11 protein-coding genes are annotated in these 12125 nt (G+C 52.1%); 6 read left to right on the top strand and 5 right to left on the bottom strand.

The features are described from left to right. Nucleotides 1-207: 207 nt before the first annotated feature. The 3 genes from AAGJ81_14520 to AAGJ81_14510 form a co-directional block, all read right to left on the bottom strand. On the bottom strand, nucleotides 208-663 hold the full coding sequence (locus tag AAGJ81_14520; GenBank protein ID MEM0967358.1) for a hypothetical protein: 456 nt from the start codon (nucleotides 661-663) through the stop codon (nucleotides 208-210). Nucleotides 664-1009: 346 nt separating this feature from the next. Beyond that, nucleotides 1010-2743 (bottom strand): NADPH-dependent assimilatory sulfite reductase hemoprotein subunit, encoded by a 1734-nt coding sequence (locus AAGJ81_14515; protein MEM0967357.1) that lies wholly within the window; start codon nucleotides 2741-2743, stop codon nucleotides 1010-1012. A 24-nt stretch (nucleotides 2744-2767) separates the two neighbouring features. Beyond that, nucleotides 2768-4582 carry an assimilatory sulfite reductase (NADPH) flavoprotein subunit gene (locus AAGJ81_14510; GenBank protein MEM0967356.1) on the bottom strand — a complete coding sequence of 605 codons (1815 nt, stop codon included), beginning with the start codon at nucleotides 4580-4582 and terminating at the stop codon, nucleotides 2768-2770. Between the two features lie 248 nt (nucleotides 4583-4830). Here AAGJ81_14510 and AAGJ81_14505 point away from each other — a divergent pair, with 248 nt between their 5' ends. Further along, entirely contained in the window at nucleotides 4831-6057 is a 1227-nt protein-coding gene (locus AAGJ81_14505; GenBank protein MEM0967355.1) for a glycosyltransferase, read from the top strand. Between the two features lie 167 nt (nucleotides 6058-6224). Here AAGJ81_14505 and AAGJ81_14500 read toward each other — a convergent pair whose 3' ends face one another. Then, entirely contained in the window at nucleotides 6225-6575 is a 351-nt protein-coding gene (locus AAGJ81_14500; GenBank protein ID MEM0967354.1) for a single-stranded DNA-binding protein, read from the bottom strand. Between the two features lie 142 nt (nucleotides 6576-6717). Beyond that, nucleotides 6718-7287, bottom strand: coding sequence for a DNA-3-methyladenine glycosylase I (locus AAGJ81_14495; protein ID MEM0967353.1), 570 nt, complete (start codon nucleotides 7285-7287; stop codon nucleotides 6718-6720). A gap of 223 nt (nucleotides 7288-7510) precedes the next feature. Here AAGJ81_14495 and AAGJ81_14490 point away from each other — a divergent pair, with 223 nt between their 5' ends. From AAGJ81_14490 to AAGJ81_14470, 5 genes are all read left to right on the top strand, one after another. Further along, complete coding sequence (locus AAGJ81_14490) at nucleotides 7511-8278, top strand: lycopene cyclase domain-containing protein (protein ID MEM0967352.1); 768 nt, start codon at nucleotides 7511-7513, stop codon at nucleotides 8276-8278. 4 nt (nucleotides 8279-8282) lie between these two features. Beyond that, nucleotides 8283-9188, top strand: coding sequence for a Brp/Blh family beta-carotene 15,15'-dioxygenase (locus tag AAGJ81_14485; GenBank protein ID MEM0967351.1), 906 nt, complete (start codon nucleotides 8283-8285; stop codon nucleotides 9186-9188). 123 nt (nucleotides 9189-9311) lie between these two features. Further along, nucleotides 9312-10109, top strand: a complete 798-nt coding sequence (locus AAGJ81_14480) for a bacteriorhodopsin-like (protein MEM0967350.1) — start codon at nucleotides 9312-9314, stop codon at nucleotides 10107-10109. 517 nt (nucleotides 10110-10626) lie between these two features. Continuing rightward, nucleotides 10627-11133 carry an HIT domain-containing protein gene (locus AAGJ81_14475; GenBank protein ID MEM0967349.1) on the top strand — a complete coding sequence of 169 codons (507 nt, stop codon included), beginning with the start codon at nucleotides 10627-10629 and terminating at the stop codon, nucleotides 11131-11133. 2 nt (nucleotides 11134-11135) lie between these two features. Next, complete coding sequence (locus AAGJ81_14470; GenBank protein MEM0967348.1) at nucleotides 11136-12122, top strand: PhoH family protein; 987 nt, start codon at nucleotides 11136-11138, stop codon at nucleotides 12120-12122. Nucleotides 12123-12125 lie beyond the last annotated feature (3 nt).

Raw genomic sequence — 12125 nt, 5'->3', positions numbered from 1 at the left:
GATGCAAAATGCGATTCTCACACAGAGGCGCAGGGCACGCGGAGCCACTATCCTGCAGTTGGATGGATTCTTCTTTCATTCCTTTCTTCGTGTCCTTTGTGCTCTTCGTGGTGAGGTCGAATTCATTTTTCTCTTCTGAACGTCGAAGTGAGGTAAGGGTCTCAGCGCGGAGCGCTGAACGCAGTTACCTCAACTGTCTGGTTGTGCTTAGTCATAATTTTCTGATGTGTAGGATAGTCGAAACCCTTTGAGCTTCGGTTCGAACAGGAGCACTACAGTAACGGGCGCTTCGTCGATGACTAGATTTTCTTCTTCGTGCCATATCTGCTTGATTCCAGCTAGAATCAGATCGTTGTATCCGTCCTGATCAATATCGTGGAAATCTTGCCTTAGCAGGCCTCCCTTGAAAGTTTCGAGATCCTGATGTGAATCGTAAATCGCGACCCAAGAATTCTCGACAGTAGAGATAGTGCCATTTCCCTTTTTCGTGAAATCGAATCGTATCGAGTATTCTATTCCGTTGTTTTCGAGATTCTTTTCAATCGTCCATGTCGAACTTTCGGGAGGCTCGGTAGAAAAAATTTCACTCTTCGTGATAATTCCTGATGCGCTAGCAAAAAATGGGCATCCCAACAGTGCGAATATGACGAATAGTTGTTTCATTATTTTCTGCACAACAAGTAATTGGTGCATTTCCAATAAAGTACGGAATCCATTAGGGACTCAAGAGGCGTTTGGGTCGGATCGAAGGTTTTTCTAATCCCTTTTCCTGCAAATGGTAGAAAATGCTCCTTTCCGATAATCGTGCATCATCCAATCACTCGACACCTTCGACGGGCTCAGGATTTTGAGGTCCGCTTGCGTTTGGAGAGAACTTAGGCTTGCTGACTCCCCCCGGTTCAGAGAACCGAGGCCACCGTGGGGGATTCTTTTCACTTTGGCGGCTTTGGAAGTTCTAAGAATCGATCCAGACTCCGGGAGCGAGACAGAGACCGTCCCGCCCTATTTACTACGCGACTGAGTCGACTTCTTCCGGCAGGTTTAGGTGGAACTCGGAACCGCGTTCGGTGGCTTGCACGTATCCGGCGCGGATTGTGAAATCGCCAAACGGTTCGCCTTCCGCGCGGTCCCTTGCATAGGCCTCAATGATTGGTGAAATTACCTTCAGCAATAGTTTCTCCGGCACATCACGGCGATAGAGCTTGTTGAGCCGTTCGCCTCCAAAGCCTGCACCGAGGTAGAGGTTGTAAACACCAGGTCCTCGGCCTACCAGGCCGATCTCTCCAAGATAAGGTCTTGCGCACCCGTTGGGGCAACCCGTCATCCGGATCTTAATGTTCTCGTTGCGAAGCCCATTTGCTTCGATCACCTGCTCCAAGTCGTCTACCAGCTCAGGAAGAAACCGCTGGCTCTCTGCTAAGGCTAGCCCACAGGTGGGTAAGGCCACACAGGCCATCGAGCTGTACCTCATCCCAGTGCGAACCCTCTCATTGGACAGGCCATATTCCTCTAAGAGAGCCTCAATCTGCCCGCGATTTTCCGGCTTTACCTGACCGATCACCACATTCTGGTTCGCGGTCAAGCGGAAGTCTCCGTCGTGCACTTCAGCAATCTTCCGCAAGCCGGTGAGCATCTGAACTCCGGGAAGGTCAATGACCCGTCCATTCTCGACGAAAAGTCCGTAGTGCCAGTTGCCATCCACCCCTTCGCACCATCCGAAGCGATCTCCGGTTCCGGTAAATTCAAAGGGTCGTGCCTCTTCCAGGGAGTAACCCAAACGCCGCTCAACCTCTTCCCGGAAGAACTTCAGACCCACGGTCTCGATCGTGTATTTCAGCCTCGCGCGGTGTCGCTGGGTGCGCTCGCCGTAGTCCCGCTGGACGGTGACGATCTTTTCTGCCACGTCGACGGCTTGTTTCGGTGTGCAGAATCCCATGACTTCGGCCAGCCGGGGGAACGTGTCCTCTTTCCCATGAGTCATACCCATTCCACCGCCAACGGTTACATTGTATCCAACCACTTCATCATTTTCGACGATAGCGATGAACCCAAGGCAGTGCGCAAAAATGTCGACGTCATTCATCGGCGGAACGGCTACTACGGTTTTGAATTTCCTTGGCAGGTAGGTCTTTCCGTAGATCGGCTCGTGTTCTTCTTCCGAGTCCGCAACTTTCTCGCCGTCCATCCAGATTTCGTGGTAGGCTTTCGTCGCGGGAGTCAGGTGATCGCTTATGTCCTGAGCAAGCTTCTGAGCCGCACCGTGGTGCTTGGACTCGTAAGGGTTTGGGTTACACATCACGTTGCGGTTCACATCACCGCAGGCCGCGATCGTGTCCAAAAGGGAGTCGTTGATCTCGCGCATCGTGCGCTTCAACACGCTCTTGATCACCCCGTGGAACTGGAAGGCTTGCCGGGTAGTCAACTTTATCGCTCCACTCGCGTAGGTGCGCGCAATCCTATCCATCTCGAGCCACTGATGCGGCGTGCACACTCCACCGGGCACCCTTACCCGAATCATGAAGCTATAGGCCTTCTCCAACTTTTTCCGTCGACGTTCGGCGCGAGCATCCCGGTCGTCCTGTTGGTAGATCCCATGAAACTTGGTCAGCTGGGTATCATCCGCAGCCAGACAACCCGTCACCTCATCCGCCAAACCTTCGAGAATCGTTCCACGCAGGAACCGACTATTCTCCTTGATAGACTCATTCTGGTGGAAGTTGCTGCCTTCGATCAGATTGCTCATAGACTTCGGTGAAAAGGACGCCTCTCAATAAACGTCCTGTTGGTAACGCTTTTCCTTCTTCATTGTTTTCACGTAGGCCGCGGCATCGTCTTCCGAGAGGCCACCCTCTTCAGCGACTACTTCGTGAAGGGCAGTAGCCACATCCTTCGCCATCCGCGAAGCATCTCCGCAGACGTAAAAGTGCGCGCCTTCTTCAAGCCATGCGTAAAGCTCTTTTGCTTTCTCCTTCATTTTGTGCTGAACGTAGACCTTTTCGGGGGTGTCACGAGAGAAGGCAATATCCATCTGGGAGAGCACCCCTTGCTTGAGGTAGTCCTGCCATTCCAGCTGATAGAGAAAATCGCTTTGGAAGTGCTGATCGCCGAAGAACAACCAGTTTTTCCCTTTGGCACCGGATTCCAACCGCTCCTCTACAAAGGCACGAAAGGGTGCTACACCGGTTCCCGGCCCGACCATAATCACGGGGGTGTCCGGGTTGTCTGGCAAGCGGAAGTTTTTGTTGGTGTGGAAATAAACCGGAGACGTATCTCCACGCTCAATCAAATCCGCGAAATAGGTCGAGCAGACTCCCTTCCGAGCTTTTCCGTGGGTGTTGTAGCGAACCGCTGCCACCGTCAAATGAACTTCATCCGGATGCGCTTTCAAGCTGGAGGCAATCGAGTAGAGCCTCGGGGGAAGCTTGCGAAACAGGTCTGCCAAGTCCTGCGGTCCAAGGCCTCGGATCGGGAAGTCCTCAAGGACATCTACAATCTGGCGCCCCCAAAGATAATCCTTCAACTCGTCCCCACCCGTTTCCAATAGCTTTGCCAGCTTATCGCTCTGAGCTTTCTCCTGATACTTCTCCAGCATCGGCTTCGAGAGGTTCGTTACGTCGAGGTTACGGGACAGGACCGCTCGGAGCGATGATTTTTCTCCGTCTACCTTCACGAGTTCATCCCCATCCAGGTCGGCGACTCGTAGCAACTCCCCCACATACTGGGGACAATTCTGGGGGAACACTCCCAGGGCGTCTCCCGGTTCATAGGATAACCCAGAACCTTCCAGGGAGAATTCCAGGTGCCAGGTTTCCTTCGCCGAACCCTTCCCATTTAGGTTGACGCGCTCAAGAAGGGGTGACGGAAACGGATTCTTTTTCGTGTAGGGCTCGGCAATCGATGGGATCTGCGCTCCCGCGGAAACCGAAACCTCGACTGGTGAGGGAGCGCCTACGTCCTTAAGGAGTGTATCGACAGCTCCGTCCAGCCACTTTTGGAACGGCTCCTCAAATTCCACATCGCAATCTGTCCTCGGATGAAACCTTTGCCCGCCCAGTTGCTCAAAGCGGGTGTCGAGGTCCTTCCCAAACTTGCAAAAATGCTCGTAGCTGGTGTCTCCCAGAGAGAGGACAGAAAATCTGGTTTTCTCCAAACGGGGAGCGTCCTCATTGAGTAGTTTGTCGTAGAAGCCAGTGGCGCGGTCAGGCGGATCCCCTTCGCCCCAGGTGCTTGCGATTACGAGAACGTTCTCGTTCTCTACGAGGTCCGAAGGCTCAATCTCGCCCATGTCCACAATTTTTGAGGCAAACCCCTTCTTGGAAGTCTGCTTTTTCGCTTCGTCCGCGAGAGACTCCGCATTACCCGATTCGGTAGCGTAAACGATCGTCAGCGGGACCTTGGCTTGCGATGCAGCAGCCGGTGCTGCCGCCGGGACACTACCCGTCGCACCAAGAAGTCCGGCCAGGTAGCCGGACATCCATGCAATCTGCTCAGGTGAAGACGAAGAGGCTAGCGACGAAAGAGCCTGCTGGTGTTCAGGAGTCAGCGGCGATGGAGGCAGGGGCTGGGAATTAGAATCGGACATAGTGTAAAGGCTGCAATGCAGGCAAACAGTTGAGAATGGAGACAGGCCGACCGCCCATCAATCGAAAAGAAAAAATTCAATGGAACAAGAATCCGGCAAGTCAGACGGGTTTGTTCACCTACTGCTTATCGGTAACATTAGAATTACTTATCTTTAAACTGCAACTTTTCTTTGAACGAGCCATTCGTCCGTAATGTTGATCGACAGGGTGACATTAAGCGCTTTTTGACTCATAACTCGTCCCTCAAATGGCTCATTTCGTCTTCATCTCTCACGGATCCACCGGAGACATCATCCCGGTCATCCGAGTTGCTGAAGCCGTGGTGCGTGATGGGCACGGTGCTACGCTGCTGACCAGCGAATACTGGCGAAGTATTGCCGAAAGTAAGGGGATCTCCGTCGTGCAAATTCCTCCCGAGGGGGAACGAAGACGACAAGTGCAGCTGATGGAACAATTCTCATCGATCCGGAACAACCGGGTTCTTCTAGAAGCGATGTTTCGAGTGGTTGATTCTTGGCAACCGGACATCATCCCCCTCCTCCGCAATGAATTGAGCCGGGCAGACGCATTGGTGTGCTCGTATTTGTTCCCGATTTACGGCCACTACGCCAAGGAGTCGGGCATCCCTTCAATCTCGCTGCACTTCTGCACAAACACGTATCTATCCTCAGGGCATCCACCTGCCGCTCTTCCCCGGCTTCCGAAAATACTCCCCACTCGGGTCCGAAACTTTTGGAATGAACGCTTTACCCAACTGGCAGATCGCTACGTCGTGAAAAAGCTCAATCGGCTCATCAGTCACTCAGAACAGAGATTAGAGACTTGGCTCAGGTGCCCAACGGACAATCAAATCGTCCTCACTCCCGATTTCATGCATCAGGGTAGTCCTGAACAACTCCCTAGTCATACAATCTTTTCCGGATTTGTGGAAGGAGGCATCGTGGCAGAGGAGGAAACATCCGATCCACTTCCCATTTCCGACCAACCTTTGATCACTTTCGGCAGTGTCGCCCATCCCGAGTTAAATCGCCGCTTCGAAGAGCTTTACCAGCAATGGCCTTCGGATCAGCCACTCTACATTCAAGTCGGTTGGTCAGAGCCTCCGCCTCCTCCCGGCCACTCCAAGATCCGCCTCATTCCATCCTCGCCCCATCGGCCGCTCTTTGCGAAGGCAAGTGTCATCATCCATCACGGAGGAGCCGGAACGACAACGTCAGCCTTCCTGGCAGGAAAGCCGCAAATCGTGGTGCCTCACTTTGCAGATCAGGACTTTTGGGCGTCGACGGTCGCAGCATTGTCTTGCGGATCCAAACTTCACTACCGCAGATGGCCCCGAAAGCTCTTCCAGACGGTGAGCGCCACCCAAGAGAACGTCCAATTTCGAGAAAATGCCCAGAGAATCGCGAAACAACCCGGCATAGGAGACGGCGCAAAACAGGCCGCCGCTGCTCTCGAACGGTGGGTCAGCAGCTAACGAAAATACCGATCAGAAGATCAACGCGGGTAGATTTGAAACCTCCACTACGGCTTCGCCTCAATTCAGTCGAATTTGGCGCAGGCGTGCAAAGAAGCCGCGCAACGCTCAAGCTTTGGGATCGTATCGAGTTACGCCTCTAAGCCTGTAAACCTTCGAACTTCGATTTACGCCGCGCGACGCCTGGATCGACCACCATCGGATCGCTTCGCATTTTCCCGTTCGGGGCTTTTCGCAGGATCGAGAAACTCCACTTGGAAAGCTTTAAGAACCAGCCTCGATCTTTTCTGTCCCTCCTTGGATTCCCACTGCTGCTGGCGGATGGCACCCGAAACAAGCACTTTGGAACCTTTTCCAATGTGATCGGCCAAGTGATCCATATTCCATGCTTCGATTGGAATAAAATCCGCTCGCTCGCCCTGGTTGCAGGCAATGGAGAATTTCGCGATCGAGTGCTCACCCGCTTGGATGGTCTCAATGTCGCTCGTAAGGTTTCCGGATATAACTGAATGATTCATGATAGGTACGACTTTGGTTAATAAAAAATGGCCAGAACAGCCAATTCCCAGATAATATACAAATGTTCACCATATGAGTGCAAGAACTTTTTTAGCCATGCCTCCTTTGAAGAAGCACTCCCCGTTCAACATAGATCGAGTCCTACTTCGAGGAGAGCTCTGCGTGCCGGAAACAATCGACCGTGTGGTCGTTGACCATCCCGACCGCCTGCATGAAAGCATAGCAGATCGTAGGTCCGACAAAACGAAAGCCACGCCTTTTCAGTTCAGCGCTCATCTGCTCCGAAGCATTTGTGCTGACTGGAACCTCTTCCGCACTTTTCCATGCATTTTGAATCGGACGCCCTCCAACGAATTGCCACAGATAGGAATCCAGCGACCCGAATTCCTCCCGGATTTTCAAAACTCCTTTCGCATTCGCGACTGCTGATTGAATTTTCAGACGATTCCGCACGATTCCCTCATCAGATTGAAGCTGCTTGATATCCTCCTCGGTGAAGCGGGCTACCCGGTCCCAGTCAAAATCGTGAAACGCACGGCGATAACCTTGTCGCTTTTTGAGAATCGTTAGCCAGCTAAGACCCGCCTGAGCTCCTTCCAAAATCAAAAATTCGAAGAGTAAGCGATCATCATGGATCGGCACTCCCCACTCGCAGTCATGATAGTGTTGGTAAAGCGGATCATCCCCACACCATTGGCACCGTTTTTTCATGAATTCCCAATCGAGACAAATTCAGGGCGTCTACGCAATCTCAGGCAGAGATTCTAATCATCACTAAGAATCCTGACTCGGGAAGAAGAGTCCATTCAGCGGTGATTGCCTCTTGTTCGTGTTTCAAAACATTCCCGGTTGTCGCGCTATCCGAATCCCCTATAACTTTTTTTCGTATCACCAATCGACTCCCTACGCCCGAATCCCAGATCGGCAACAAAGCATGTCCTACCTTCTCTTTCACTTCGTTTTTATCCTACCCGTAATTTTCGTGGTAGCGCTTCTTCGTTGGGAGAGAGGACCCTTCCCATTGCCTGGTGCGCGATCAGGAACTTTCGTTCTGGCCATTATTGCCTTCGTTTACACCACCCCGTGGGACAATTTCCTCGTGCAACAGGGGGTCTGGTACTACGGCGTAGACCGGGTAATCGAAGCTGCTATTATAGGATACGTCCCATTCGAGGAGTACCTGTTTTTCATTCTTCAGCCGTTCATGACGGCTGGCTTTCTACTCTGGTTCTTGGCAAAGGCCCCAGAAAGCATCGAGCTTCTTTCCCGCCCACTTTCGCGAGGAACGCCGGCTTTGATTGGATGCGGTGTATTTATTTTCCTCTCGGTGGCGGGTCTATTCCTCTTGCTCAAAGGAGAGCTACCTTTCCGATACCTATCACTAATTCTGGTATGGGCCTGCCCAATACTTGCTTTTCAGTGGGGATATGGGGGAGGTACCCTCGTGCTCATGCGACGCCAAGCAATTCCCGCTTTGATCGGGCCAACCGCCTACCTCTGGGTGGTCGATCTAATCGCTCTCAAGCTCGGGATATGGACAATCAATCCTGAAATGAGCACAGGTCTCGGTATCTACCTCCTTCCCATCGAGGAAGCGATCTTCTTCCTCCTCACCAACATGCTCGTGATCCAAGGCCTCCTTCTCTATTACCAGTTCGTCTCGGTAAGACAAAAAGCGTCTTCGATTTCCCCCGCGACCTGAGGGTATGGACGATCCCCTTCACTGGATTCCGGTCTTCTTCTTCCTCTCCAGCTTTGTTTTCTTCGGACTGCCACACGGGGCAGTCGATCACTGGTTGTATTTTCGGGGTCGCGGAATTCCTCTGACCCCAAAATCGCTCTCTCTCTTCTGCGCCGTCTATTTTGGTATTTTCGTTCTTTTTGTCTTCCTTTGGGTTCTCTTTCCCGCTCCCTCTGCAATCGGATTTCTGATCTTAACTGCTTACCATTGGGGGGAAGGCGAATACCAATACGAGAAGATCCAAAACGGTAATCCAGATACCTTGCTTGCCGTTCTCCGCGGACTCATGCCCATGGCTCTGCCGCTTGTATTTCACTCTGAAACCTATCGGGCGGTCCTTGCTGGGGCCGTCCGTAAATACTCATACGGAGACGTTCCAGAGTTCTCGTTTTTTGCCTACCCGCAAACAGGGATATCGGTAGTTGCGATCGTCTCGATTCTCCTGCTTCTACACCTTTTTCGGACCAAAACAAAAGGTTCAAAGGCCGAAGGCAAAAGAGCAATCGCAGTAAATCTACTCTTCTTCTGTGGGTTCTTGTTCCTTCCCCCTTTGGTGAGTGTCGGTCTCTACTTTATGTTCTGGCACTCGATTCGCCACATTCGTGTTGCCTGTAAAGCAATCGCAAGCCCGGTCTACGATGAAACCAGTGGCGTTTCATGGCTTCATTTCTACTGGATCGCGGCGCCATTCACACTCCTTTCCATTTTGTTCCTAACCATTCTTCTCTACTCGCAAAATCCTCCCACACTGAGCGCTCAGGTTATTTTGGGAGACTATCTCTTGCTTCTCTGGGCGCTCACCTGGCCTCACTGCATCGTTTGTCATATATCACTCAATACCTTTCTGGATGTGGGGAAAAAGGGGGTTTGACGTCACCTATCAGAATTTCTTACGCTCTCGATTAGAGGCCCTTTATTATCCCCAATCAGTCGGCCAGTCAGTTGATCGAATGCCTCCGATAGTTACCACTTCCGGCCGAACCAAAACAAAACTATGCCTGAATTATCAATAGCTCAGTTCGAAACGGTCTATAACATGTTGTCGCTCGCGATTGCTTGTATGTTCGCTTCGTTCGTGTTCTTCGTTCTTGCGAAGAACAATGTTGCCCCGATCTACCGCGGCTCGATCATCGCATCGGCTCTAGTTGTCTTCATTGCCGGATATCACTATTTCCGCATTTTTGACAGCTGGGACTCAGCCTACGCCCTTAATGCTGCAGGAGATGCGTTTGTTCCAACCGGTACGATATTTAATGACGCCTACCGATACGTAGACTGGCTTCTCACTGTTCCCCTTCTGATGGTGGAGCTCGTGATTGTCATGAGCCTTGGAAAGGTGCTGACCAAATCACTGATCGCAAAACTGGCGATCGCTGCGTTCCTCATGATTGTCCTCGGCTATCCGGGTGAAATTGACAAGGAGAGCACCGATCTCATGTCTAACCGCGGGCTGTGGGGTCTCCTCAGCACGATCCCGTTTGTCTACATCCTGGTGACTGTAATCAAATACCTCCGGGTTTCGATGCAAAACACCACCCCAGAAGTGGCAAAGTTGCTCCGAAACGTGGGCTTGCTGACCCTGTTCACCTGGGGTTTCTACCCGATCGCGTTCATGGCACCGTTCTACGGGTTCTCAGGGGCAAACGCGGAAGTGTTCCTCCAGGTCGGTTACAGCATCGCAGACATCGCGGCCAAGTGCGGTTATGGATTGCTAATCTACAACATTGCACGTCTACGGACGGTCGAAGAGTTTGGGGACAAGATTCCCGAAGGCCCTGCTGGCGCGCACTAAAGCGGACGCCGGAGCTTTTCGAACAACGCCTGGCCGGAGACGGCCAGGCTTTTTTTGTGCTCTATCACAAGCTGGTCTCCTATGAAAAATCCGAACCACATTGAAACCAGCCAACAAACCCTCCTGAATTTGGCATAATACCAAATTTAAGAACGAGTGATAGTTATGGTGCAGCTCGGAATCGAAGCAGCGCAAGGCGCGGGGATCGGATGCGTATCGAGATACGCGTCGATCCCTGCAACGCCGCAAACTTCGATTCCGGGCGCATCCCAATGGGACGGGCGTGGGATGAGCCTGAGCAGCGTTTGCCCGATGGGCACGGGTCGCAGACCCGCCTCCAATCGGGCCGCCTTGCTCAGACTCATCCCCCATCCCGCCATAATTATCATTCGTTCTTAAATTTGGTATGATACCCCTTCGATTTCTGAATTGATGCCTTTCACAATCCACACCATTCTCCTTCCATGGTTAGAGCTCTTCTGAATAAAGCGTCTGGATACCCTTGCTGATCACCTGCATGGCGCACGAATCATTGCACGCCTATTGGCGGATGCCCTACATCAAGGAACCGGTGGTAAAGGGAGGGGAACGGAAAAACCCTTTCCTGAAAGTTTTAGAAGCAAATGATCCTAAATCAGTCCTGCTTGTTTACCGAAGCTCGATGAGCTTTATCGTCATGAACAAGTTTCCCTATAATGCGGGACATTTACTCTGCCTACCCAACCGTGAGGTTGCCGACATTGAAGATCTTGGACCGGACGAGTCTGCCGATCTCTGGAATACGATCTTGAAAGCAAAGAAGCTTCTGAGACTCACTCTGGCACCCAATGCGTTCAACATTGGCTTCAATATTGGCGACTCCGCCGGAGCCGGTATCCCCTCCCACCTTCACTGCCATGTCGTTCCGCGCTGGTCGGGGGATACCAATTTCATGCCCGTAGTCAGTAACACCCGGGTCCTTCCCGAGGCCATGGATACCCTTTGGGAACGCCTCCAGGAGTTCGTTCCGGAAATCGAAGACTAATCGTGGAAGCCGCTATCTACTCGCAGACCCTTGAATTTGAATCTCCCCGGATTCTGAGCCAGCTCTATTGTGGCGAGGAAAAACACCTGACTCTTGCCGAGGAAGCACTGGGAGTGAGCCTGATCGCACGCGACGACTGGCTAAAAATCGAGGGCACCGAATCCGAGGTCGCAGCAGCCCGGGAATTTTTCGACATTCTACGCCTTGCCAGAGGACAGGGTCTAAAAATCAGAAATAACGATTTCACAAAAATGCTTGAAGCTGTGCAAAACGGCGAGGCACAGGACATGAGGGATCTTTTTGAGAATCCGCTCATCGTTAAGCTGAAGCGAAAGAGCATTGTCCCGAAAACCGTCCACCAAAAACAGTATCTACAGAAGATCCGTCAGCATGACGTTTCCTTTGGAATCGGCCCGGCTGGCACCGGGAAAACCTATCTCGCCATGGCCGCAGCCTTGGACACCTTCCAAAAAGGGGAGACTGAAAAGCTCGTGTTCACTCGTCCTGCGGTGGAAGCGGGAGAGGCACTCGGATTCCTTCCCGGTGATCTTCAGGAGAAAATACTTCCCTATCTCCGGCCACTCTATGACGCCCTCTACGATATGGTTGGAGTCGAAGAGACTCAGAGAATGATGGAGCGTCAGCAAATCGAAATCGCACCGCTGGCCTACATGCGCGGACGAACGCTTTCGCGTTCTTTCGTCATTCTCGATGAAGCCCAAAACACCACTCCTGAGCAAATGATGATGTTCCTGACTCGTCTCGGAGATGATTCCAAGATGGTGATTACCGGGGACATTACCCAAGTCGACCTTCCTCGAAGCAAAAAGTCCGGACTCAAGCAGGCGATTCAGATCCTTTCCCGGGTAAAGGGTGTCTCTATTTTTGAGTTCGACGGAGTCGATGTTGTCCGACACCCTCTCGTTCAGCGGATCATCCAAGCTTACGAGAAGGACAGTGGTGAGACGCCAGCCGTCTCCTTTGTTTGAGAG

It is taken from the genome of Verrucomicrobiota bacterium, assembly GCA_038744685.1.
Classification (GTDB): domain Bacteria; phylum Verrucomicrobiota; class Verrucomicrobiia; order Opitutales; family Puniceicoccaceae; genus Puniceicoccus.
The sequence above is the reverse complement of the archived record's forward strand: the minus strand, read 5'-3'. Positions and strand labels throughout refer to the sequence as shown.

Excerpts from the sequence above, each read along its gene's own strand:
- AAGJ81_14520 (MEM0967358.1), bottom strand. The coding sequence starts at position 663 with ATGAAACAACTATTCGTCATATTCGCACTGTTGGGATGCCCATTTTTT.
- AAGJ81_14515 (MEM0967357.1), bottom strand. The coding sequence starts at position 2,743 with ATGAGCAATCTGATCGAAGGCAGCAACTTCCACCAGAATGAGTCTATC.
- AAGJ81_14510 (MEM0967356.1), bottom strand. The coding sequence starts at position 4,582 with ATGTCCGATTCTAATTCCCAGCCCCTGCCTCCATCGCCGCTGACTCCT.
- AAGJ81_14505 (MEM0967355.1), top strand. The coding sequence starts at position 4,831 with ATGGCTCATTTCGTCTTCATCTCTCACGGATCCACCGGAGACATCATC.
- AAGJ81_14500 (MEM0967354.1), bottom strand. The coding sequence starts at position 6,575 with ATGAATCATTCAGTTATATCCGGAAACCTTACGAGCGACATTGAGACC.
- AAGJ81_14495 (MEM0967353.1), bottom strand. The coding sequence starts at position 7,287 with ATGAAAAAACGGTGCCAATGGTGTGGGGATGATCCGCTTTACCAACAC.
- AAGJ81_14490 (MEM0967352.1), top strand. The coding sequence starts at position 7,511 with ATGTCCTACCTTCTCTTTCACTTCGTTTTTATCCTACCCGTAATTTTC.
- AAGJ81_14485 (MEM0967351.1), top strand. The coding sequence starts at position 8,283 with ATGGACGATCCCCTTCACTGGATTCCGGTCTTCTTCTTCCTCTCCAGC.
- AAGJ81_14480 (MEM0967350.1), top strand. The coding sequence starts at position 9,312 with ATGCCTGAATTATCAATAGCTCAGTTCGAAACGGTCTATAACATGTTG.
- AAGJ81_14475 (MEM0967349.1), top strand. The coding sequence starts at position 10,627 with ATGGCGCACGAATCATTGCACGCCTATTGGCGGATGCCCTACATCAAG.